Here is a 22,681-nt window from a genome sequence, read left to right as displayed (position 1 = left end):
CAGAAGACCAATGACTCACGTCGTATCCGAATCGTGCATCCGCTGCAAGTACACCGACTGTGTCGATGTCTGCCCGGTGGACTGCTTTCGCGAAGGCCCCAACATGCTCGTCATCGACCCCGATGAGTGCATCGACTGCGCGGTGTGCATCCCCGAATGCCCGGTCAACGCGATCTACGCCGAAGAAGACCTGCCGGCCGACCAGATCGCCTTCATCAAGCTCAACGCCGAACTGGCCCTGGCCGACGGCTGGAAGAGCATCACCAAGCGCAAGCCCGCGCTGCCTGACGCCGAAGAGTGGAAAGACAAGACCGGCAAGGTCTCGGAGCTGGTTCGCTGAGCAAGCTGACCGCACCGATCGAGACCGACGCGCTCGTCATCGGCGCCGGTCCGGTCGGCCTGTTCCAGGTCTTCCAGCTGGGCCTGCTGGAGATCTCCTGCCATGTGGTCGACGCGCTGCCCTTTGCCGGCGGCCAATGCGCGCAGCTGTACGGCGACAAGCCCATTTACGACATTCCCGGCACGCCGGTGACCACCGGCAACGGTTTGGTCGAATCGCTGCTGCGGCAGCTCGAACCCTTTGCGCCCCAGTTCCATTTCGGCCAGCAGGTGGCCACGCTGGCGCGCCAGCCGGACGGCCGCTTGCTGCTGGGCACCTCGCGCGGCACCGCCTTTCTGGCCAAGACGGTCTTCATCGCCGCCGGCGTCGGCGCCTTCCAGCCCAAGCACATCGCGGTGCCGGGCCTCGAAGCCTTCGAAGGCACGCAACTCTTCTATCACCCCGAATCGCTGCAGCGCTTTGCCGGCCAGTCGGTCGTGGTGCAGGGCGGCGACGACGAGGCACTGGAAGCCGCGCTGGCCCTGGCAGGCAGCGCGCGCGCCGTCACCTTGCTGCATCGGCGCGATGCCTTCCAGGCCGAAGAGGAAACGCAGGCGCGGATCCGCGAAGCCATTTCCGACGGCTCGCTTCGCCTGGCCATCGGCCAGCCGCAGGCTTTCGATGGCCGCCATCTGCAGATCGCCACGCCGGATGCCCAGACCCTGACGTTGGAACTGGATGCCTGGCTCGCCTATCCCGGCATCTCGCCGCGCCTGGGCCCCATCGCCGACTGGGGCCTGCAACTGGCGCGCAAGCAGCTGCCGGTGGACACCGAGAAATACCAGACCTGCGAGCGCGGCGTCTTTGCCGTGGGCGACATCAACAGCTACCCGGGCAAGAAGAAGCTGATCGTCTGCGGCTTTCACGAAGCCACGCTGGCGGCCTGGGCCGCCACCGAGATCGTCTTCCCCGACAAGGCGGTTCCGTTGCAGTACACCACCACCAGCACGCGACTGCACGAATTGCTGGGCGTCGCCAAGCACTGAAGCCCCGGGGCACCCCCGATTGCCATGACCGCGTCATGGCAGATTCATCCCCCGTTCATGTCACTCGTGCATGATGGTGCTGATGCAGGCGCTCAACTTGGCCTTTTATGACTGGATCAGCTCGGCCAGCGATCCCTCCGGCCTGCTCCTCTGGTTTGCCGCGCACGGCGCCAGCCTGTGCGCCGTGCTGGTCGCCTGGGTGATCCTGCGCCATCCCAAAGACCGCGTGTATGCCTGCGCCATCGTGCTGGCGGCTGCGCTGGCCTCGGTCCTGGCCCACTCGCTGGCCGACAACCTGGGCTTTGGCCGCCCCTACATGGTTGGATTGGGCGCACCGCGCATTCCGCATGGCGCCCGTGGCGGCTTGCCCAGTGCCCACGCCACCGTGATGTTCACCGTGGCGCTGATGCTCTGGCTGCGCCCTTCGCTGCGCTGGGCTGCGCTGGGCGCAACCGTGCTGGCGGGCCTCACGGCCTGGGGACGGATCTACGCAGGCGTTCATTTCCCCCTTGATATCGCGGCCGGCTTCTTGTTGGCGCTGGTGCTCGCCACTGCGCTGCACCTGCTGGTCAGCCGTGCGACCGCCGCCGTGCGCAAGGCACGCGCCTTGCGAAGCGGCGCGGCAGACGCGGTACTCGCCGAGCTGCCGCCGCGGCACCCGCGCTGAGGGTGCGGGCGGGCCCGCCGCCAATTGTCACAAACGCCTACAATGCCCATTCGCTAGGGGTGTCGCTGCGGCTTGCCGTGACGGCTGAGAAAAAACCCTTTGAACCTGATTGAGGTAATCCTCGCGCAGGGAAGCTGGTGCTCCGGTGGCCGTCTCGACTTCTCTCATTGCCGGCCTTTGCTCCGGGCCCTTGCCCACCTGCCAAGCATTTGCGGATCTTGGAGCAATTGAATGGCACTTTCACATGAAAACCAGGCGGCCCCGGCCGCCAACGAGGCATTGACGCCGCTGGCCGACAGCGCCCGCGTCTTCCATTGGCACGACCACCTCTCGCTGTGGTTCAGCCTGGGCGTGGGCCTCTTGGTGATGCAGGTCGGCGCCTACCTGGTGCCGGCCGTGGGCACGCGCGAGGCGGTGATCGCCATCGTGCTCGGCTCCATCGTCGGTGCGGGGCTGCTGGCCTGGACGGCACGCATCGGCTGCGAAAGCGGCCTGGCCAGTGCCGGGCTGATGCACCGCACCTACGGCAGCGCCTTTGCGCGGCTGCCGGTGGTGCTCAACATCGTTCAGCTGGTGGGCTGGACCACCTTCGAGCTGGTGATCATGCGCGAAGGCACGCAGGCCATCGGCAAGCAGGCCTTCGGCTTCGCCTTCGACGGCGCCACCGGCACCCTGCTCACCACGCTGCTGTGGGGCGCCGTGCTGCTGGCCCTGCTGGCCGGCTCCATGGTGAAGCTGGTGCGCCGCTTCGTCAGCCGCTTCGGGCTGCCGCTGGTGGTGCTCTCGCTCGTCTGGCTGACCTGGCAGTTCGCCACCCGCCTGCAGGCGCAGGGCTGGGACGCCTTCTGGTCGCGTCCCGGCAACGGCGCCATGGGCCTGTTCAGCGCGCTGGACCTGGTGATCGCCATGCCGGTGTCCTGGCTGCCGCTGGTGGCCGACTACGCGCGCCACGGCCAGCGCGGCGCGCGCGGCGGTGCTTTCAGCGGCACCTGGCTGGGCTACGCCCTGGCCAACGTCTGGTGCTATGCCCTGGGCGTGATGGTGGTCAGCGTGGCCGAGCCGGGCACCTCGCTGGTGATGGCGCTGCTGCTGGCCCAGGGCGGCCTGATTGCGCTGGGCCTGATCCTCGTCGACGAGCTCGACAACGCCTATGGCGACGTGTATTCGGGCGCCGTCTCCTCCCACAGCCTGCTGCCGCGCTGGAACGTGCGCCGCTGGGGCCTGGCCATCGCTCTGCTGTGCATCGCACTGGCGCTGGTGCTGCCGATGCACAGCCTGGAGCCTTTCCTGCTGCTGCTCAGTTCGGTCTTCGTGCCGCTCTACGGCGTGATCCTGGGCCGGCTGGGCACGGGCAGCGGCTGGGCGGTGCAGCGCGAGCGCCGCATCGACTGGAGCGCCGCCCTGATCTGGGTGGCTGGCATCGTGGTCTATCACGCCTGCGGCAAGCTGGCGCCACAATGGGGTTCTGCCCTGCCGGCCCTGCTGACGACACTGGTGCTGGCCTGGCTTACGCGCCCGTCGCCGTCGGCGGCAGGCGGTGCGACGGTACTGGCGCAAAGCCGTGGTTGAGTGGGCCGTGGCCGTGGCCGACCTGCACATCCGCACCCGCCTCCATGGCGCCGATGACATAGGCGCGTGCGCTGGCCACCGCCTCGGGCAATTGCGCGCCCAGCGCCAGGTGCGCGGCAATGGCCGACGACAAGGTGCAGCCGGTGCCATGCAGGTTGCGGCTGGCGATGCGCGCCGAGGCCAGGCGCAGCGAACGACCCCCGCGCTGGGCCAGGAGGTCCACCACCTCGTCGCCGGGCAGATGGCCGCCCTTGAGCAGCACGGCGCGCGCGCCAAGCTGCAGCAGCTCTTCGGCCGCGGCCTCGAGCGCATGCGCGGCCTCGATCGGGTGGCCGATCAGCAAGGCCGCTTCGTCCAGATTGGGCGTGATCACGACGGCGCGCGGGAACAACTGGCGCACCAGGCCGTCCACCGTTTCGGCGGCGATCAAGCGGTCGCCGCTGGTGGCCACCATCACCGGGTCCAGCACCACGTTGGGCAGCTGGTAGTGGTCGATGGCCCAGGCCACCACCTCGACCACTTCGGGCGCATGCAGCATGCCCAGCTTGACGGCATCGACGCCGATGTCTTCCACCACGGCCTGGATCTGCGCCTTCAGGAATTGCGGCGGCACCGCATGGATGCCGCGCACGCCCTGCGTGTTCTGCGCCGTGAGCGCGGTGATGGCGGTCATGCCGTAGCAGCCGAGGGCCGCGAAGGTCTTCAGGTCGGCCTGGATGCCGGCGCCGCCGCCGCTGTCGGAGCCCGCGATGGAAAGGACTCGCGCGTAGCGCGTGCCGCGGGTCCCTGGGGCTGGCGTCGCGCTGGAAAATTGAGGGGTGCTCATGCGCAAAATTATCTGTCACGCAACGAATGCGTCCTGCTGAGGCCATGAATTCTTCTTCGCTCGCCCTGCCCTTCGAATCCGTTGCCATCCTCGGCGCCGGCCTGATGGGGCGCCTGCTCGCCGTCACCCTGGCGCAGGCGGGCTGCAAGGTCGCCCTGCACGAAGCCGGCAGCAGCGACGCCGAAGGCGCGGCCGCGCGCGTGGCGGCCGCCATGCTGGCGCCGCTGGCCGAATCGGCGGTGGCGCCGGCGCCGCTGGTGCGCATGGGCCACCACGCGCTGACGCGCTGGCCGCAACTGCTGGCCACGCTGGCCGAGCCGGTGTTCTTCCAGCGCGAAGGCACGCTGGTGCTGTGGCATCGGCAGGATGCGGCCGAGGCCCAGCGCCTGGCGCGCGTGCTGCAGGGCACCTGCCAGGCGGTGCCCGAGCTGCCGGCCATGCAGTCCATCGACGCCGCCGGCATCGCCGCGCTGGAGCCCTCGCTGGGCACCCGCTTTGCGCAAGGCCTCTTCCTGCCGCAGGAAGGGCAGCTGGACAACCGCGCGCTGCTGGTTTCGCTGCTGGCCACCCTGCAGGCTTTGCCGAATGTCGCTCTGCACTGGCAATCGGCGCGCCAGCCCGGGGATTTCCGCCCCGGCACGCCCGGCCAGCCCGACTGGGTGATCGACTGTCGCGGCCTGGGCGCCCGGCCGCAGTGGCGGCAGCTGCGCGGCGTGCGCGGCGAGGTGATCCGGGTGCATGCGCCCGAGGTTCGCCTCACCCGCCCGACCCGCCTGGTGCACCCGCGCTATCCGCTCTACATCGCGCCCAAGCCGGGCGATCTGTACGTGATCGGCGCCACCGAGATCGAATCGGAGGACATGTCGCCCGCCAGCGTGCGCTCCACCCTCGAGCTGCTGTCGGCGGCCTACGCGGTGCACAGCGGCTTTGCGGAGGCGCGCATCGTGGAGATCGCCACCCAGTGCCGGCCCACCTTGCCCGACAACCTTCCGGACGCGCGCCTGTGCGGTCCGCGCATGCTGCAGGTCAATGGCCTGTACCGGCACGGCTTCATGATCGCGCCGGCCGTGCTCGACATCGTGCTGGAGCTGCTGCAGGAAGGCCGCTCGCCGCTGGCCGCGCACTTCGGCCTGCCCGGCATGCGCGCGCTGGACAAAATGATCCTCGAGACAACGACACCATGAAGGTCCTGATCAACGACACCCCGCACGAGCTGGCGCCGAACGCCCGGCTCCCCGATGCGCTGCAGGCCATCCAGGCCACGCCGCCCTTTGCCGTGGCCGTCAACCGCGAGTTCGTCCCGCGCTCGCAATACCCGGCACGCGTGCTGCAACCTGACGACCGCATCGAAGTAATCCGCCCCGTCACGGGCGGCTGAAAGGCTGAAAGACAGGCATGACCACCACTCCCAAAAAAGACAACGACACGCTGGTCCTGTACGGCCAGGCCTTCGACAGCCGCCTGCTGCTGGGCACCGCGCGCTACCCCTCGCCCGATGTGCTGGAGTCCGCGGTGCGCCGCGCCCGCCCCGCCATGCTCACGGCCTCGCTGCGCCGCCAGACCGCCGCCGCCGGCAGCGCGGGGTCGGCCGGCGGCGACAACGGCTTCTGGGACATGCTGCGCGCGCTCAAGGTGCCGGTGCTGCCCAACACCGCCGGCTGCCACAGTGCAGAAGAAGCCATCGCCACCGCCCAGATGGCGCGCGAGCTGTTCGACACGCCCTGGATCAAGCTGGAGCTGATCGGCGACGACTACACCTTGCAGCCCGACACGCTCAACCTGGTCGGCGCCGCCGAACGGCTGGTGCGCGAGGGCTTCCATGTGCTGCCCTACTGCACCGAAGACCTGGTGCTGTGCCAGCGCCTGGTCGACGTCGGCTGCCAGGCGGTGATGCCCTGGGCCGCGCCCATCGGCACCGGCCGCGGCCCCGTCAACCCCTACGCGCTGCGCCTGCTGCGCGAGCGCCTGACGGTGCCGCTGCTGGTGGACGCCGGCCTGGGCCTGCCTTCGCATGCCTGCCAGGTGATGGAGTGGGGCTACGACGGCGTGCTGCTCAACACCGCGGTGGCCCTGGCGCAAGACCCGGTGGCGATGGCCGGCGCCTTTGCCGACGCAGTGGCCGCTGGCCGCACCGCCTATCTGGCCGGCGCCATGTCGGCGCAGGAGGCCGCCCAGCCCAGCACGCCGGTCCTTGGCACACCCTTCTGGCATCACGCCCAACAGCAATGAACGAAAACGAGCAACAGCAGATGGCGCAAGCCATCGTGGCGGCGCATGGCGAGCGCTTTGGCACGATTGACGACACGGCGCAAACCCAAGGCCTCGACAACGGCGAAGACGCGGTCTACCACGCCGCCAAGGCCGCCTGCCTGCGCCTGGGCTTCATCGAGATCGATGCCGATGTGCTGGGCCGCGCCTGGCAGGCGCAGACCCTGCGCACCGGCCGCTTCGACGCTGCCGCTTGGCCGGTGGCGCCCGTCGACTTCGGCATGGGGCCGTTTCCGCCGGCGCAGCGCCCCGGCGCCTTCCCGCCCTGCCCCACCAACCTGGGCCTGTACGCCGTGCTGCCCGACGCGGCCTGGGTCGGCCGCTGCGCACGGGCCGGCGTGCCGACGGTGCAGTTGCGCTTCAAGTCGGAGGACAGCGCCGCCATCGAACGCGAAGTGCGCGCGGCGGTCGACGCCGTGCGAGGCACCCAGGCGCTGCTCTTCATCAACGACCATTGGCGCAGTGCCATCGCGGCCAGCGCCTTCGGCGTGCATCTGGGCCAGGAAGACCTCGACGCCCTGACACAAGACGAGTTGCAGCAGATCCGCCAGGCCGGGCTGCGCCTGGGCGTCAGCACCCATGGCTATGCGGAGATGCTGCGCGCCGATGCGGTGAGCCCCAGCTACATCGCGATGGGCGCGGTCTTTCCCACCACGCTCAAGAAGATGGCCACCGCCCCGCAGGGCCTGGCCCGGCTCGACGCCTATGCGCGCCTCACGCGCGGCTACCCGCAGGTGGCGATCGGCGGCATCGACGAGGCACGCCTGCAAGCGGTGCTGGCCACCGGCGTCGGCTCGGTGGCGGTGGTGCGCGCCATCGTGACGGCGCAAGATTCTGAAGGCACCGCGGCGCGCTGGCAAGCCGCGATCGAAGGCGCGCGCAGCTGATCAGACTCTCAGGCGCCCGGGCGCAGGGGAAAGCGCTCCAGCATCTGCCGGCCCAGCGGCGTGATGGCCAGCGCCACCGCCGGCGGCTGGTCGTAGCCCGACAGCGTGCGCACCGGCTGCGGAATCTCCGCCCTTACATGGCCCGCGATCTTCAGGATGCGAAGGCCGTCGACGTCGTCGCCGACCGATACGGCAACCGGCAACTCCACCATCGACAGTTTGTGCAACAGGACCAGGGACATGGGCACGTGCACTATAGCGGTGCTGGCCCGCTACAGCTTCTACCGGGACGCCAACAATGGCGTCGGCATCTGCTCGAACAGCTTCATGATCGAAATGCCGTTGCGCTGGCCCTTGTCCTCGTCGCAGTTGTTGAACACCACGTGCGTGTTGCGCACCTTGTAGGCGATACGCACGATCTCGGCCGCCAGCTCGCGCAACTCGGCCTCGCTGTAGTCGTAGTCGAAACGCTCGGCTGCCGAGGCGGCGCCCTTGATGTTGTAGGTGGCCGCATTGCGGCCGTGCAGGCGCACCAGCGCGTAGTCCGGGTGCGTGGCCTCGGCCAGCATGGGCACGCTGTTGGCAAAGCCCTGCGGCCCATCGACCACGGTGTGCACCGCGGCCAGTTCGCGCAGCAGCGCCAGCGTGGATTTGCGGTGCTCCTCCGTGTCGAGCCAGGAGGCGTGGCGAAACTCGATGCTCACCACCTGTCCGGCCATCTGCTCCATGCAGTGGGTGACATGGGCCACCCCTTCGCGGTTGCGCATCAGCCAGGGCGGAAACTGGAAATGCACCAGGCCCATCTTGCCGGCCGCCCGCAGCGGCGCCAGCGCCTCGTGAAAGCGTCGCCACAGCTCGGCCCGGATCTCCTGCTGCACGTCGCGGTAGTAGAAGTTGCGCGGAAGTCCGAGCGGTGCAAGAGCCTGCTGGATGTCCTTGTGCAGCACCATGAACTGCGTCTGATGGCCAGTGAAGAGCCGGAACGCTTTCACGTTGAAAACGAAGTTGTCGGGCGTGCGATCTGCCCAGGCCTGCGCGGTGGACGGGGCGGGAATCGCGTAGTAGCTGGAGTCGACCTCCACCATGGAAAAGATCGAGGCGTAGTAGCGCAGGCGCGACTCCGGCGTCTTCGCTTCCCGCGGATAGAAGCGGCCGCAATCGATCAGGGTCTTGTCGGTCCAGGAGGCGGTACCAACCAGAATGCCCATGGCGTGCTCACACCCGCGCCGCGAAGCGCTCGATCTCGCGCGTCGGCCCGGCCACGATCAGCAGGTCGCCCGGCTCGACCTTGGTGTCCGCCTGGGCATAGATGAAGTCCAGGTGCCGGCGCTTGATGCCCACCACCGTGACGGCGTGGCGCTGGCGCACATTCGATTGCGCCAGGGTCTTGCCATGGGTCTCGGCCGGGGCGCGGGTCTTGGCGATGGCGAAGTCGTCTTCGAACTCGATGAAGTCGATCATCTTGCCGGTCACCAGGTGCGCCACCCGCTGGCCCATGTCGTGTTCGGGGTAGACCACGTGGTGCGCCCCCACCCGCTCGGCGATGCGCCCGTGTTGTGGGTTGTTGGCCTTGGCCCAGATGTCCTTCACGCCCAACTGGCTCAGATTGAGCACCGTCAGCACGCTGGCCTCCAGGTTCTGGCCCATGCTCACCACCGCATGGCGGAACTCGTGCACCCCCAGCTGCTTGAGGGTTTCGATGTCGGTGCCGTCGGCCTGCACCACGTGGCCGATGCTGCCGGCCAGCTCCTGCACCGCATCGGCGCTTTCATCCACGGCCAGCACATCGTGGCCAAGCTCATGCAGTGCCTGCGCCACGCTGCTGCCGAAGCGGCCCAGCCCGATGATGACGACGCTGTCGCCGCCTGCTCCGGTTGCATTACCCAACAATTGGTTTCTCCTCTGGATAGCGATAGGCGCGCCGATTGTGGCTGGCGGCCATCGCGGCGGCCAAGGTCACCACGCCGACGCGGCCGACAAACATCAGGACGATCAGGATGCACTGCCCCGCCGGCGGCAGCTGCGCGGTGATGCCGGTGGACAGGCCCACCGTCGCAAACGCCGAGATCACCTCGAACAGCACCTTCTCGTAGGCCAGGGTGGTCATCGGCACCAGGGCCAGGGTGGCAACCACGATCGCCCCGGCGCTCAGCACCAGGATCGACAGCGCCTGCCGCTGCGCCTGGGTGCTGATGCGGCGCGACCGGAACTCCACGTCCTGGTGGCCGCGCACTTCGTTCCACACCACCAGCATCAGCACGAAGAAGGTGGTGATCTTCACGCCGCCGGCCGTGCCCGCGCTGCCGCCGCCAATGAACATCAGCAGGTAGTGCAGGTTGAGCGACTCCACGCTCAAGCGGCCGATGTCGATCGCGTTGAAGCCCGCCGTGCGCGCCGAAACCGAGGTGAACAGCGCCGCCATCACCTTCTGCGGCCAGCCCAGCGGCCCCAGCGTGCCCGGGTTGTCAAACTCCGCCAGCAGGAGGACGAGCGTGCCGAACACCAGAAGAAAGGCCGTTCCCCACAGCGTGAGCACCATGTGGATCGAGGCCACCGGCCGGGCTTGCAGGCCAGCGTCCAGATGGGTCCGGCTGAACAGCTTGCGCACGCGGCGTGGCGAAGCCGGCCGTGCCCGCGCCACCAGCAGCGCCTGGGAGCGGCGCCAGCGAAGCCGCATCTGGATCTCATGCAGCACCGGAAACCCCAGGCCGCCGATGACGATGGCCAGCGCCAGCGGTCCGAGCACCATCGCGTCGCCGACAAAGCGCATCACGCTGTCGCCCCAGGTCGAAAAGCCGGCGTTGTTGAAGGCCGAGACCGAATGAAAGAGCCCCTGCCACAGCGCTTCGCGCCAGGGCATGTCGTAGCCCAGGCCAAAGCGCAGGGCCAGCAGCAAGGCCATCGCGGCCTCGACGCTGACGGTGACGGCCAGCACCACCCGCGCCACGCTGCGCACGTCGCCGAGGGCCAGCGAATGGGTCTCGGCCTGCAGCAGGATCCGGCTGCGCAGGCCCAGCTGGCGATTCACCAGCACGCCCAGCAAGGTGGCCGAGGTCATCATGCCGAAGCCGCCCAGCTGGAACAGCCCCAGGATCACCCATTGCCCGAACGATGACCAGTAGGTGCCGGTGTCCACCACCGCCAGCCCGGTCACGCAAACGGCCGAGGTCGCGGTGAACAGGGCGGTGAGCCAGGGAGCGCCCTCGCCTTGCGCCTGCGAAAGGGGCAGCATCAGGAGCAAGGTGCCGATCGCGATGGCGGCCAGGAAGGCCAGCGCCAGCACGGACGAAGGATGAAGCAGTCGCTGGTTCATGACGGAGGGCGCGAGTCTACGCGCCACGTACCGCGGCCACGTCGACAACAGCAGGCGCACTTCGTGCGATAAAGACAGCGATGCGCGCATCGGCCAGAACGCAGACCCTCGCCGTCGGCCTCGCCCTGCTGGCCGCGCTGGCTACCGCCTATGCCTGGCGCGCATGGCCGCTGCGCGTCGAGACGGTGCAGCCCGTGCGAGGCCCCGCCATCGAGGCGGTGTACGCCACCGGCACGGTGGAGCCCACGGTGATGGTGCCGGTGGCGCCGCGCGTCGGCGCGCGGCTGCTGGCCATCGAGGCCGAGGAAGGCCAGCAGGTGCGCAGCGGCCAATTGCTGGCCCGCCTGGAATCGGACGACCTGGAGCACACGGTGCGCGAGATGCGCGCCCGCGAGCAGTTGGCCCGCGCCCAGTACGAGCGCAGCCGGCAACTGGCGGCGCAACGCTTCGTCTCGCAGGCCGAGGTGGACCGCGCACGCAGCGAGCTGCAGGCGGCCCAGGCGGCGGCCAGCCGGGCGCAGGCGCAGCGCGACTACAGTCAGTTGGTGGCGCCGGCCGACGGCATCATCCTGCGGCGCGACGGCGAAGCCGGCCAGTTCGTGCCGGCCGGCCAGGCGGTGTTCAGCCTGGCCTGCTGCGCGCCGTTGCGGGTCACGGCAGAGGTGGACGAGGAAGACATCGCGCGGGTGCAGATCGGCCAGCAGGTCAGCTTGCGCGGCGACGCCCTGCCCGGCCGCCTGTTCGAGGGCCGGGTGGCCGAGATCACGCCCAAGGGCGACCCGGTCTCGCGCAGCTACCGGGTGCGCATCCAGCTGCAGGACGCGCCGCCGGTCACCGCCGGGCCGCTGCGCACCGGCATGACGATGGACGCCAATATCGTGGTGGCGCGCCGCGACGACGCCCTGCTGCTGCCCAACCGCGCGCTGCAGAGCGATCTCGTCTGGCTGCTGCAGGACGGCCGGCTGCGCAAGCGCCCAGTGACAAAGGGCGCGGCCGGGCGCGAGCGCACCGAGATCCGGTCGGGCCTGGCCGAGGGCGAGCAAGTGGTGCTCGCCCCGACCGATTCGCTGCGCGAAGGGCGGCGCGCACACGGACGTCCAGCGCCGGCCGCGGCGCCCTCGCCCGCCGCGTCCAAGCCCTGAAGCGAAAAAAGGCATGCGATGGCCATCGCCCTGGATATCGCCCTGGCCCATCTGAAGGGCCGCCGGCGCCAGACCCTGGTCTCGCTCACCGGCGTGGTGCTGGGGGTGGCCTTCTTCCTGGCGGTGTCGAGCCTGATGCGTGGCTCCGAGGGCGACTTCCTCAAGCGCCTGGTCGACAACAGCCCGCACATCACGGTCTACGACGAGGTGCGCCAGGGCCGCGTGCAGCCGGCGCAACTGCAATGGCCCGATGGGGCCGTCAGCGTGCACAACGTGCGGCCGCTGCGCGAGACCCGCGGGATCCGCGGTTGGCCCGAGCGCCTGGCCTCCATCGAGGCGCTGCCCGGCCTGCGCGCGGCGCCGGTGCTGTCCGAGGCGGCGGTGCTCACCTTTGCCGGCCGGCAGCAAGGCGTGCAACTGTCCGGCGTGCTGCCGGAGAAGATGAAGCACGTCAGCACCATCGAGGAAAAGATGACCGAGGGCTCGCTCGACGCCCTGGCGGCCGACCCGAACGGCGTGGTGATCGGCCGCGGCCTGGTCGACAAGTTCAGCCTGCGCCTGGGCGGCACGCTCAACGTGCTGGCGTCCGACGGCAGCAGCCGCCCGCTGCGGGTGGTGGGGATCTTCCGCACCGGCAACTCGGCCTACGACGAAGGCCAGGCCTTCGTGCTGCTCAAGCGCGCGCAGGCACTGCTGGGGAGGGAGAACCGGGTCAACCGCATCATCATCCAGCTCACCGACCCTTACGCGGCGCAGCGCGTGGCCAAGAGCATCGAAGGCAGCGGCGGCTACAAGTCGGTGTCCTGGATCGAGGCCTCGGAAGACCTGCTGAGCCTCCTGCTGGTGCGCAACATCATCATGTACAGCGTGGTCTCGGCGATCCTGGTGGTGGCGGCCTTCGGCATCTACAACACCATCTCCACCATCGTGATGGAGAAGACGCGCGACATCGCCATCATGAAGTCGATGGGCTTTCATCCGCGCGACCTGCGCCGCATCTTCTTGCTCGAAGGGCTGATCGTGGGGCTCATCGGCAGCGCGCTGGGCGTGGCGCTGGGCCTGGGGTTGATGCGGGTCCTGTCCCGGGTCGAGATCCGGCCGCCCGGCGTGACCGAGGTGGTGCATCTGCCGATCTTCTGGGGCGTGGAGCAGTACGCGCTGGCCGCCGCTTTCGCGCTGCTGTCCTGCCTGGCGGCCTCCTGGCTGCCGGCGCGCCGCGCCGGGCGCCTGGCGCCGGTGGAGATCCTGCGGGGCGCGGCATGACGTCGAATGCAGGCCCGGTGATCCGCGTCGAAGACGTCACCCGCACCCTGGAAGGCGAGGTGCCGGTGACGCTGGTGAGAGACGTGAACCTGGTGGTCGAGCGCGGCGAGTTCGTCTGCGTGATGGGCCCCTCGGGCTCGGGCAAGTCATCGCTTTTGTACCTGCTGGGCCTGCTGGACGTGCCCAGCACGGGCCGCATCTGGATCGATGGCCAGGACACCAGCCGCTTCGACGACGGCATGCTCACCGACTTCCGGCTGGCACGGCTGGGCTACGTGTTCCAGTTCCACTTCCTGCTGCCCGAATTCAGCGCGCTGGACAACGTGCTGCTGCCGATGCGCAAGCTGGGCCGGCTGACGGAGCCGCAGGCACTGGCACGCGGCAGCGAACTGCTCGAGCGGCTGGACATGGCAGACCAGCAGCACAAGCGGCCCAGCCAGCTCTCGGGCGGCCAGCGCCAGCGCGTCGCCATCGCCCGCGCCCTGGCCAACGACCCGCTGGTGATCCTGGCCGACGAGCCCACCGGCAACCTCGATTCAGCCGCCAGCACCAACGTGCGCGACATCCTGCGCGCGCTGACGCGCGCCGACGGGAACCGCCACCGCAAGACCGTGGTAGCGGTCACGCACGACACCCAATTCGCCTCGGTAGCCGACCGGCGCATCGGCATCGTCGACGGCCGCATCGACCTGGGCTGGCAGCCCGCGTTCCAGCCATAGCGCTAGCGGCCTACTGCCATTGCACTGGCGAATCCATCCGCTGTGGGGATGCGTGTCGGCGCGCTGCGGCGCTACCTTGGAAGCAGGTGCCCTCCATTCGTCTGGAAGCTGAAAGGGCACCACCGTCGGCGCCTGCATCCAGTCCCAGGCGCGGGGGAAGCGCCAAGGAGATCGCCATGAACGCCTCGACTGCCGCCATCGCCGCCAACGCCATCGGCGCCACGCGCACCACCTGCGCCGCCTTCGAACTGCGCTTCGAGGCCCTCTACGCCGGCCACCGCGGCTATGCCTTTCCATGCGATGCGGAGGGCCATGTGGACATGGACGCCTTGAGCGAGCGGGCGCTGCAGAACTACCTTTACGCGCGCGCCATGATGGGACGCGAAGTCGCCTGGCCGAGCGTGCGGCCCAGCCTGTTGCACTAGGGCCTGTTCACACTACTTGCGGAGTCGATGCAACGGGTGAAACCGGATGAGTCGCCGCGGCCGCAGCGGCCGCATCCGTCGTTGAATGGGGCATGCCCTTCGATCCGTGGCTTTCGCTGACTCTGGCAGCGCAGGTGTCGGCCGCCAGCCATGCCGATGCCGCCGCGCGGGCCGCGCTGCGCGCGCACCGGCTGGCGGCCCTGCTGCGCAGCGCGGCGCAGCACTCGCGCCTGTTCGGTCGCCTGCTGCGCGGCAGCGGGGCACCGGAGCAGGCACCGCTCGCCGCACTGCCGATCACCCGCAAGCGCGAACTGATGGAGAACTTCGACGACTGGGTCGCCGACCCGCACTTGCGCCTTCGTGCCCTGCGCGCCTTCATCGAGGACCCGGCGCGCATCGGACAGCCCTTCATGGCGCGCTACACCGTCTGGGAAAGCTCAGGCAGTAGCGGCGAGCCCTGCATCTTCGTGCAGGACGCCGGCGCCATGGCCGTCTACGACGCGCTGGAGGCGCTGCGCCGGCCACGCCTGCGCCCGCTGCAGCCCTGGCTGGATCCGTTCTGGCTGGCCGAGCGCATGGCCTTTGTCGGCGCCACCAACGGCCACTTCGCCAGCACGGTGTCGATCGAGCGGCTGCGCGGGCTGAACCCGGTGCTGGCGCCGCGCCTTCACAGCCTGTGCTTCCTGCAGCCGATGGCGCAACTGGTGGCGCAGCTCAACGCACTGGCGCCCACCATCCTCGCCACCTACCCCAGCGCGGCGGTGCTGCTGGCCGAGGAACGCCAGGCCGGCCGGCTGCACGCGCCGGTGCGCGAGGTCTGGACCGGCGGCGAGGCGCTGTCGGGCGCCATGCGCCACTTCGTGCAAGAGGCCTTCGGCTGCCCGGTGAGCAACAGCTATGGCGCCTCCGAGTTCCTGTCGCTGGCGTCCGAATGCACGCAGGGGCACCTGCATCTCAACAGCGACTGGGTCATCCTGGAATCGGTGGACGAAGGCGGGCGGCCGGTGCCGGACGGCGAGGCCGGCGCAACCACCCTGCTGACCAACCTGGCCAACCACGTGCAGCCGCTGATCCGCTACGACCTGGGCGACCGGGTGCGCCTGTTGCCGCACGCGTGCAGCTGCGGCTCCCGCCTGCCGCTGCTGCAGGTGCAAGGCCGCAGCGACGATACCTTGCGCCTGGGCGGCAGCGCCGGGGCCAAGCGCATCTCGGTGCTCCCGCTGGCCCTGTGCACCGTGCTGGAAAGCGAGGCCGGCCTGTTCGATTTCCAGCTGGTGCAGGAAGGGCCCTGCGCGCTGCTGCTGCGCACCGGCCTCGAAGGCGATTCGGCTGACGCCGCCTTGCAGTGCGGGCGGCGCGCCCTCGACGCCTATCTGCAGCGCCAGGGCGCGCGCGGCGTGCAGATCCGCTGCTGCAGCGCCGAGGCCAGCCTGGTCGGACGCGGCGGCAAGGTGCCTCGCGTGGTGGCATCCGGCGCGCGCCGGGCGGCGCAGCGTTGAGACGGCCCGCTTCTCTTCAGCTTGCCGCAGCAGCAGCAGGCTGCACGCCCAGCGCCTTGGTCACCGCCACCAGGCCCAGGACCAGCCGGGCGCTGCTGTCGGCATGGGCGCGTTGCGCCTGCAGCAAGGTGCGCTGCGCGTCCAGCGCCACCAGGAAATCGGTCATGCCGTGTTCCCAGCGCACCCGCGCCAGCTCCCAGGCATCGCGGCTGGCGTTTTCCATGGCGGCGAGCTGCACATTGCGCTGGCGCTCTGCCGCATAGCTGCTCAACGCGTCGTCGATCTCGTGCCAGGCCTTGAGCACCGTCTGCTGGTAGGCCACTGCCGCTTCCTGCTGCTGCAACTGACGCAGCGTGACGGTGGCGCGGCGCCGGCCGCCGTCGAAGATGGGCAGTTGCAGGCTGGGCCCGATCGACCATGCGCGGCTGCCCCAGTCTCCAAAAGTGCTGGCATCCACCGATTCGAAGCCGAAGCTCGCGCCGATGACGATGCGCGGGTACAGGTCTGCCACCGCCACCCCAATGCCGGCGGTGGCCGAGTGCAACTGCGCCTGCGCGCGCTGGATGTCGGGGCGGCGCAGGGCCAGTTCCGACGGCAGGCCGAGCGACAGGTCGGGCAAGGCGGCGGCCTGCGCCGATGCCAGCGGCGCCAACTCGGCCGCCAATGCGCCGGGCCGTTCGCCTGCCAGCAGGGTGAGCTGGTTGGCCGCCAGTGCCTCCTGCGCCAGGAACTGCGGCAGGCGCGCACGCACGTCGGCCAGTTGCGCATCCTGGCGGCTGAGGTCCAGCGCATTCGTCATGCCGCCGGCCGTGCGCGCCTGCACCAGGGCCCGGGTCTGCTCCCCGGCCTCGATGTCGGCACGGGCGATGCGAATCTGATGCTGCGCCGAGCGCAGCTCGAAGTAGCGCCGTGCCACCTCGGCCTGCACGCTCCACTGCACCTGCTGGAGCAATGCGCGCGATGCCGCCTCGTCGGCGTCGGCCGCTTCGATGGCGCGCCGCACCCGGCCCCACAGGTCCAGCTCCCAAGACGCATCGAAGCCGGCCTGGAACATGTCATGCGGCTCGCTCAGCACCTTGACCGCCGCATCTTTTCCCGCCGGGTTGAGGGTGCCGATGATGCGGGCGAAATCGCCGTCCTCGCTTTCGCGCAGGCGCATGGCCGCGCCGCTCGCACCGACTTGCGGCAGGCCCTGGGAGCGCACCGCCCTGCCCTGCGCTCGGCTCTGGGCAAAGCGCAGCGCCGCGGTCTGCAGGTCGGCATTGGCGAGCAGCGCACGCGCCTGCAGGCGCTCGAGCACCGGGTCGGCGAAGGCCTGCCAGCGGATCGGCGCCGCCGTCGGCTGGCCCGGGCGCTGCGCCTGGCTCAGGAGTTCATCGGCGCCGCCATGCCAGCTCGCGAAGTCGGCCGGCGCCTCGTTGGCCGGCGGCTGGAAGTCGGGACCGACGGCGCAGCCGGCCAGCAGCGCGCAGGCGGCCAACATGCGAAGGGAAAGTTGGTAAGTCATAAACGTCCTCGCGATCAGACAAGCCGATGGCGGAACAGCCAGGCCGCCAGCGGCAGGGTGACAGCCGCGATGGCCAGGAGCGGCAGCAGGTTGAGCCAAACGGTGGCGAAGCCCACGCCCTCCAGATAGACCCGCTGCACCAGGTCGATGGCAAAGCGCAGCGGGTTGACCAGGGTGGCGATCTGCAGCGCCTCGGGCATGTTGCTGACCGGCGTGGTCAGGCCCGACAGCAGCATCATCGGCATGATCAGGACGAAGGTGTAGAGCATGGCCTGCTGCATGTTGGCCGACACCGCCGAGATCGACAGCCCGATGCCCACGCTGGCCACGGTGAAGAAGGCCAGCCCGGCATACAGCGTGAAGAGCGAGCCGGCAAAGGGAATGCGGAACCACAGCGCGCACACGGCCAGCACGATGGTGGACTGCACCAGTCCGATCAGCACCGGCGGAATGGCCTTGCCGATCATGATCTCGGTGGGCGACAGCGGCGTCACCAGCAGTTGGTCGAAGGTGCCCTGCTCGCGCTCGCGCGCCACCGACAGCGCGGTGAGCAGCAGCGTCTGCAGCATGCTCAGCGCCGCCACCAGGCCTGGCATGAAGTTCCAGCGCGTCTCCAGGTTCGGGTTGAACCAGGCGCGCGACTCGACGCGCATGGGTGCGGCCATCCCGCCGTGGCGCGTGCGCCATTCACTGTTGAAGTCCGCCACCACCTGGGTGACGTAGCCCACGGCCGCACTGGCGGTGGTGGAGTTGCGCGCATCGACGATGACCTGCACCGGTGCGCTTTGGCCCGCCATCAGCTGCGCTTCGAAGCGCGGGCCGATGTGCAGCACCAGGAGCGCCTCCCCGCGATCGACGGGTGCCGCGATGTCGGCCGGCGAGCGCAGGGTCATGGCGCGGCGGAACACCCCGCCGCCCTCCAGCTTGGCCACCAGCTGCCGCGCCGCGGCGCCGTGGCTCTGGTCGAGCAGCGCGTAGTCGATGCGCTTCAGGTCGTAGGTGGCGGCGTAGCCGAAGATCAGGCTCTGCATGATGGCGGGCACGATCAGGATCACCCGGCTGCTCGGGTCCTTGAGGATCACCCGCAGCTCCTTGCGGCACAGGTTGAGCACGCGCAGCAGAAAATCGACCAGAGCGGTTGGCATGGCTTCAGTCCAATCCGTTTGGCATGGCTCAGTCCAATCGCTTGCGCGTCACCAGCCGCGCCACGGTGAGCAGGCCCACCGCGTAGGCGATGAGGACGAGGCAGTTCTTGAGGACCAGCGGCCAGATGTTGCCGGCCAGAAACAGCGCGCGGATCAGCTCCATGAAATAGGTGGCCGGCAGGATGTGGCCGATGACGTTCACCAGCCAGGGCACGTTGCGCAGGTCGAACAGGAAGCCCGACAGCAGCAGCGAGGGCAGGAAGCTGGACAACAGCGCCACCTGGCTGGCCAGAAACTGGTTGCGCGTGACCGAGGAGATCACCAGGCCGATCGCCACCGCCACGATCAGGTAGAGCATGGACGCAAACACCAGCAGCAGCAGCGAGCCCACCATCGGCACCTCGAACAGGAAGCGCGCGGCTGCGAGGCACAGGGCCAGCCCGGCCATGCCGATGCCGAAGTAGGGAATGATCTTGGCGATCAGGATCTCGGCCGGCCGCACCGGCGTGACGAACAGCGCCTCCAGCGTGCCGCGCTCCCATTCGCGCGCCATCACCAGGGCGGTGAGAAAGGCGCCCACCAGGGTCATGATCAGCACCACCAGGCCGGGCACCAGGTACCAGGTGCTGGTGTTGGCGCTGTTGAACCACAGGCGCGGCTCCACGCTGACCGAGCCGATGCCGTCGGCAGCAGCCAGCGAACCGCCCGCTCGATCCGCCTGCCGCTGCGCGTTGCCGCCCAGCGCGGCGCCGGCGTAGCGCAGGATGGTGTTGGCCTTGTTCGCATCCGCGCCGTTCACCACGATCTGGATGCGCGCGTCGCCCGCCGCCAGCCGGCTGGCGAAGTCGCCCGGCACGCGCACGATGCCGTCCACCTTGTGTTGCCGCAGCAGCGCTTCGGCCTCATGCATCGAAGCCAGCGGCACCGGGGAGATGTAAGGCGTGAGCGACAGCCCGGCCACCGCCTGCGCGGCGGTGGGCGACGCGTCTTCCATCACCACCGCCAGCGGCGCGTTCTTCACGTCCAGCGACAGGCCGTAGCCGAACAGCAGGATCAGGATGATCGGCAGCAGGATGCCGATGGCCAGGCTGCTCGGGTCGCGCAGCAGCTGCCGCGTTTCCTTGCGCGTCAGGGCAGCCAGCCGGACCAGGGCGTGCGAGCGGGTGGCCGATTCGTCTTCGGGCTTCATGCAGCAGCCCCCTGCCCGGCCTGCGCCCGCGCCTGGCTCACGATGCCGATGAAGGCGTCTTCCATGTTGGGGCGGCGCCCCGGTGTTTGAATCGCTTTGGCGCGCACCTCCTGCGGCGTGCCGATGGCCAGCAGCTTGCCGGCGTCCTGGATCACGATGCGGTCGCAATACTCCGCCTCTTCCATGAAGTGGGTGGTGATGATGACGGTGACGCCCGCGGCCGCCAGCGCGGTGATGCGGCGCCAGAACTCGCGCCGCGCCAGTGCGTCGGTGCCGCTGGTGGGCTCGTCCAGGAACAGGATCTCGGGCTCGTGCAAAAGGCCGGTCGCCATGGCCAGCCGCTGCTTGTAGCCACCCGGCAGCTGGCCGCTGGTGGCGTCTTCCTGGCCCCTCAGGTCGAACTCTTCCAGCACCGCCCGCACCCGCCGGTCGAGGCGCTCGCCGCGCAGGCCGTAGGCGCCGCCGAAGAAAGACAGGTTCTCGGCCACCGTCAGGTTGCCGTACAGCGCGAACTTCTGCGAGACATAGCCGATGCGGCTGCGCGCCTGGGCCCGCGCATGGCGCAGGTTGACGCCGGCCACCTGCAGGAAGCCGCTGCTGGCCGGCAGCAGGCCGCACAGCATGCGAAAGGTGGTGGTCTTGCCGGCGCCGTTGGGGCCTAGCAGGCCGAAGATCTCGCCGCGCCGCACCTGGAAGCTGGTGCTGGCGACGGCGGTGAAATCGCCGAAGCGGCGCACCAGGTCCTTGACCTCGATGACCACTTCGCCGGAAGGCGCGGCGCTTGCCGCGTCCGCTGCGGGTGCCGTTGCCGTTGCCGTCGAGCTTGCCGGCTGCTGGGCACGCAGCAGCACCATGAAGCCGTCTTCCAGCCGCGCCGGCACTGGCTCGGCGGGCGCGCCCTGCAGCAGCGCCTCGAGCGCCTGGGCGTCGGCGCCGGCACGGCGGATGAAGCGCACGTCGCCACCTTCGGGCACCGCGTCGATGATGGCGGCCGGCGCATCGAGCAAGCGTGCCTGCAGGCTGCGCGCCGGCATGCCCGGCGGCGCCTTGGCCACGAAGCAAAGGCCCTGCGCCTGCTCGCGGATCTGTCCGGGCGTGCCTTGCGCCAGCAGCCGCGCCTCGTGCATGACGAAGACCTGTGCGCAACGCTCGGCTTCATCGAGATAGGCGGTGCTGACGATCACGCTCAAGTGTTCGTCCTGCACCAGCTGCTCGACGATCTGCCACAGCTCGCGGCGCGACAGCGGATCGACGCCGACCGTGGGCTCGTCCAGCAGCAGCAGTTGCGGCGAGCGCACCAGGGTGCAGGCCAGCCCGAGCTTCTGCTTCATGCCGCCGGAAAGCTTGCCGGCCGGGCGCGTGGTGAAGCGGCCCAGGTCGGTCATCTCCAGAAGCCGCGCATAGCGCGCGCGCCGCTCGTCGCGCGGCACGCCATGCAGGTCGGCGTAGAGGTCGAGGTTCTCCTGCACGCTCAGGTCTTCATAAAGGCCGAAGCGCTGCGGCATGTAGCTGATGCGGTCCTGCACCGCCTGCGGCTCTTTGGCGACGTCGATGCCCAGCACCTGCAGGCTGCCCTCGTCGGCGCGCAACAGTCCGGCGGCCAGGCGCAGCAGGGTGGTCTTGCCCGCGCCGTCGGGCCCGACGAAGGCGGTGAGCGCACCGGCCGGCACGCGCAAGCTGAGATCCTGCAGCGCGACCACCGGCGCCGCCTTGCCCTTGATGGCAAAGCGCTTGTGCAGGCCCTGGGCAACGAGCGCCGGCGCCTTGTCTTCGTTCATGGCCGCTGGCCGTTTCTGGCGGCATCCCCATCCGCATCCAGCGCGATGCGCACCGTGGCCGGCATGCCCAGGCGCAAACGATCGCCGGCATCCTCGGCCAGCACGCGCACCTCGTAGACCAGGCTGCTGCGCAGCTCCTCGGTCTGCACCGTCTTGGGCGTGAACTCGGCGACTGAAGAGATGTAGCCGATGCGGCCCTCGAGCGGCTGGTCCGGATGGCTGTCGGTGACCAGGCGGGCCGCCATGCCGGGGCGGATGCGGCCCAGGTCGGCTTCGGCCACATAGGCCCGCACCCACTTGGGATCGGTGATGGCCAGCGTGTAGACAGGGCGCTGCGGCGACGCCATGTCGCCGGGCTCCATCAGGCGCGCGCGCACCACGGCGTCGATCGGCGCCTTCAGGGTGGACTCGGCGATCTGGTGATCCAGCAGCGCCAGGGCCGCACGCGATGCCTCCAGCTGCGCCTGGGCCTGCGCGATGTCTTCCTTGCGCGGCCCGGTCACGACCAGCTGCTGCGCCTTGCGCGCATTTTCCAGCTGGGCTTGCGCCACCTTGCGGCGCGCCTGCGCCGCATCCAGGTCCTGCTGGCTCACGGCGCGGCCGCCGGTGCTCTGGCCGATGGACTGGACGCGCTCCAGCTGCTGCTGCGCCAGCTTGGCATCGGCCTCGGCCGCCGCCACCTGTGAGCGTGACTGCGCCACTTCCTCGGGGCGGCTGCCGGTCTGCAGCCGCGCCAGCGCCTGCTGCGCCACCGCGATCTGGGCACGCGACTGCTCGGCGCGCAGCTGCAGGGTGCGGATGTCCAGCTGGCCCAGCACCTGGCCGGCCTTCACGGGATCGCCCTCCTCCACCGCCAGCCGGGCGATGCGCTCGCTGCCGTTGAAGGCCAGCGAGACCTGGCGAATGTCGATGTTGCCGTACAGCACCAGCTCGCTGCGCGCGTCCGGCGTGCGCTGCAGCCACCAGGCCAGGGCCGCGGCGCCGGCCAGCAGGATCACGGCGGCGGCAATGAGAGGCTTCTTGTTCATGGCGCTTGGGGTCCTCGCGTGCGATATGCGATGGGGCGTGTTGTAGACGCAATCGGGAAGCAGTAGACTGGATCTTATCGAATCTGAATTT

23 protein-coding genes and 1 riboswitch are annotated in these 22,681 nt (G+C 69.6%); of the genes, 13 read left to right on the top strand and 10 right to left on the bottom strand.

Annotated elements, in window-relative coordinates:
* Nucleotides 1-10 precede the first annotated feature (10 nt).
* From fdxA to ACIPRI_RS13020, 4 genes are all read left to right on the top strand, one after another.
* Nucleotides 11-340 carry a ferredoxin FdxA gene (gene fdxA / locus ACIPRI_RS13035; RefSeq protein WP_446621875.1) on the top strand — a complete coding sequence of 110 codons (330 nt, stop codon included), beginning with the start codon at nucleotides 11-13 and terminating at the stop codon, nucleotides 338-340.
* Entirely contained in the window at nucleotides 298-1,365 is a 1,068-nt protein-coding gene (locus tag ACIPRI_RS13030) for an NAD(P)/FAD-dependent oxidoreductase (RefSeq protein ID WP_446621874.1), read from the top strand. Before fdxA ends, ACIPRI_RS13030 begins: the two co-directional genes overlap by 43 nt.
* Before the next feature lie 70 nt (nucleotides 1,366-1,435).
* A complete protein-coding gene (locus ACIPRI_RS13025) occupies nucleotides 1,436-2,032 on the top strand; it encodes a phosphatase PAP2 family protein (RefSeq protein WP_446621873.1) in 597 nt (198 codons plus the stop codon).
* 45 nt (nucleotides 2,033-2,077) lie between these two features.
* Nucleotides 2,078-2,181: riboswitch (TPP riboswitch) on the top strand.
* 82 nt (nucleotides 2,182-2,263) lie between these two features.
* Complete coding sequence (locus ACIPRI_RS13020; RefSeq protein ID WP_446621872.1) at nucleotides 2,264-3,601, top strand: purine-cytosine permease family protein; 1,338 nt, start codon at nucleotides 2,264-2,266, stop codon at nucleotides 3,599-3,601.
* Here ACIPRI_RS13020 and thiD read toward each other — a convergent pair.
* Nucleotides 3,540-4,427 (bottom strand): bifunctional hydroxymethylpyrimidine kinase/phosphomethylpyrimidine kinase, encoded by an 888-nt coding sequence (thiD, locus tag ACIPRI_RS13015; protein WP_446621871.1) that lies wholly within the window; start codon nucleotides 4,425-4,427, stop codon nucleotides 3,540-3,542. The two genes, ACIPRI_RS13020 and thiD, sit on opposite strands and share 62 nt — an antisense overlap.
* A 44-nt stretch (nucleotides 4,428-4,471) precedes the next feature.
* Here thiD and ACIPRI_RS13010 point away from each other — a divergent pair, with 44 nt between their 5' ends.
* From ACIPRI_RS13010 to ACIPRI_RS12995, 4 genes are read left to right on the top strand one after another with little or no spacing between them, the layout of a single operon-like run.
* A complete protein-coding gene (locus ACIPRI_RS13010; RefSeq protein ID WP_446621870.1) occupies nucleotides 4,472-5,611 on the top strand; it encodes an FAD-dependent oxidoreductase in 1,140 nt (379 codons plus the stop codon).
* Complete coding sequence (thiS, locus tag ACIPRI_RS13005) at nucleotides 5,608-5,805, top strand: sulfur carrier protein ThiS (protein ID WP_446621869.1); 198 nt, start codon at nucleotides 5,608-5,610, stop codon at nucleotides 5,803-5,805. The genes ACIPRI_RS13010 and thiS overlap by 4 nt, the downstream gene beginning before the upstream one ends.
* A gap of 17 nt (nucleotides 5,806-5,822) precedes the next feature.
* The gene (locus tag ACIPRI_RS13000; protein WP_446621868.1) at nucleotides 5,823-6,656 is read left to right on the top strand and encodes a thiazole synthase; all 834 of its coding nucleotides are present in this window, start codon (nucleotides 5,823-5,825) and stop codon (nucleotides 6,654-6,656) included.
* Nucleotides 6,653-7,582: a thiamine phosphate synthase gene (locus ACIPRI_RS12995; RefSeq protein ID WP_446621867.1), complete on the top strand. Its 930-nt coding sequence runs from the start codon at nucleotides 6,653-6,655 to the stop codon at nucleotides 7,580-7,582. The genes ACIPRI_RS13000 and ACIPRI_RS12995 overlap by 4 nt, the downstream gene beginning before the upstream one ends.
* Before the next feature lie 8 nt (nucleotides 7,583-7,590).
* On the opposite strand, the gene ACIPRI_RS12990 is transcribed toward ACIPRI_RS12995, so the two are convergent.
* From ACIPRI_RS12990 to ACIPRI_RS12975, 4 genes are read right to left on the bottom strand one after another with little or no spacing between them, the layout of a single operon-like run.
* A complete protein-coding gene (locus ACIPRI_RS12990; RefSeq protein WP_446621866.1) occupies nucleotides 7,591-7,824 on the bottom strand; it encodes a hypothetical protein in 234 nt (77 codons plus the stop codon).
* A gap of 39 nt (nucleotides 7,825-7,863) precedes the next feature.
* A complete protein-coding gene (locus tag ACIPRI_RS12985; protein ID WP_446621865.1) occupies nucleotides 7,864-8,790 on the bottom strand; it encodes a DUF72 domain-containing protein in 927 nt (308 codons plus the stop codon).
* A gap of 7 nt (nucleotides 8,791-8,797) precedes the next feature.
* Nucleotides 8,798-9,469, bottom strand: coding sequence for a potassium channel family protein (locus tag ACIPRI_RS12980; RefSeq protein ID WP_446621864.1), 672 nt, complete (start codon nucleotides 9,467-9,469; stop codon nucleotides 8,798-8,800).
* Entirely contained in the window at nucleotides 9,462-10,895 is a 1,434-nt protein-coding gene (locus ACIPRI_RS12975) for a TrkH family potassium uptake protein (RefSeq protein WP_446621863.1), read from the bottom strand. Before ACIPRI_RS12975 ends, ACIPRI_RS12980 begins: the two co-directional genes overlap by 8 nt.
* 80 nt (nucleotides 10,896-10,975) lie before the next feature.
* On the opposite strand from ACIPRI_RS12975, the gene ACIPRI_RS12970 reads away from it, so the two are divergent.
* The 5 genes from ACIPRI_RS12970 (at nucleotide 10,976) to ACIPRI_RS12950 (ending at nucleotide 15,943) form a co-directional block, all read left to right on the top strand.
* A complete protein-coding gene (locus ACIPRI_RS12970; RefSeq protein ID WP_446621862.1) occupies nucleotides 10,976-12,037 on the top strand; it encodes an efflux RND transporter periplasmic adaptor subunit in 1,062 nt (353 codons plus the stop codon).
* Between the two features lie 18 nt (nucleotides 12,038-12,055).
* A complete protein-coding gene (locus ACIPRI_RS12965) occupies nucleotides 12,056-13,300 on the top strand; it encodes an ABC transporter permease (RefSeq protein WP_446621861.1) in 1,245 nt (414 codons plus the stop codon).
* On the top strand, nucleotides 13,297-14,019 hold the full coding sequence (locus ACIPRI_RS12960) for an ABC transporter ATP-binding protein (RefSeq protein WP_446621860.1): 723 nt from the start codon (nucleotides 13,297-13,299) through the stop codon (nucleotides 14,017-14,019). Before ACIPRI_RS12965 ends, ACIPRI_RS12960 begins: the two co-directional genes overlap by 4 nt.
* Nucleotides 14,020-14,195: 176 nt before the next feature.
* Nucleotides 14,196-14,444: a hypothetical protein gene (locus ACIPRI_RS12955; RefSeq protein WP_446621859.1), complete on the top strand. Its 249-nt coding sequence runs from the start codon at nucleotides 14,196-14,198 to the stop codon at nucleotides 14,442-14,444.
* A 92-nt stretch (nucleotides 14,445-14,536) separates the two neighbouring features.
* Nucleotides 14,537-15,943, top strand: a complete 1,407-nt coding sequence (locus ACIPRI_RS12950; RefSeq protein WP_446621858.1) for a phenylacetate--CoA ligase family protein — start codon at nucleotides 14,537-14,539, stop codon at nucleotides 15,941-15,943.
* 16 nt (nucleotides 15,944-15,959) lie between these two features.
* On the opposite strand, the gene ACIPRI_RS12945 is transcribed toward ACIPRI_RS12950, so the two are convergent.
* Genes ACIPRI_RS12945 through ACIPRI_RS12925 form a run of 5 tightly spaced genes read right to left on the bottom strand, consistent with a single transcriptional unit; the run spans nucleotide 15,960 to nucleotide 22,590 of the window.
* Complete coding sequence (locus ACIPRI_RS12945; RefSeq protein ID WP_446621857.1) at nucleotides 15,960-17,450, bottom strand: efflux transporter outer membrane subunit; 1,491 nt, start codon at nucleotides 17,448-17,450, stop codon at nucleotides 15,960-15,962.
* A 14-nt stretch (nucleotides 17,451-17,464) separates the two neighbouring features.
* Entirely contained in the window at nucleotides 17,465-18,595 is a 1,131-nt protein-coding gene (locus ACIPRI_RS12940) for an ABC transporter permease (protein WP_446621856.1), read from the bottom strand.
* Between the two features lie 28 nt (nucleotides 18,596-18,623).
* Nucleotides 18,624-19,784, bottom strand: a complete 1,161-nt coding sequence (locus ACIPRI_RS12935) for an ABC transporter permease (RefSeq protein WP_446621855.1) — start codon at nucleotides 19,782-19,784, stop codon at nucleotides 18,624-18,626.
* Complete coding sequence (locus tag ACIPRI_RS12930; RefSeq protein ID WP_446621854.1) at nucleotides 19,781-21,562, bottom strand: ATP-binding cassette domain-containing protein; 1,782 nt, start codon at nucleotides 21,560-21,562, stop codon at nucleotides 19,781-19,783. Before ACIPRI_RS12930 ends, ACIPRI_RS12935 begins: the two co-directional genes overlap by 4 nt.
* Nucleotides 21,559-22,590 (bottom strand): HlyD family efflux transporter periplasmic adaptor subunit, encoded by a 1,032-nt coding sequence (locus ACIPRI_RS12925; protein WP_446621853.1) that lies wholly within the window; start codon nucleotides 22,588-22,590, stop codon nucleotides 21,559-21,561. Before ACIPRI_RS12925 ends, ACIPRI_RS12930 begins: the two co-directional genes overlap by 4 nt.
* Nucleotides 22,591-22,681: the final 91 nt, after the last annotated feature.

The organism is Variovorax sp. LARHSF232, from assembly GCF_052871435.1.
Note: the sequence above shows the minus strand (reverse complement) of the source record. Positions and strands in the feature narration are given on the sequence as shown.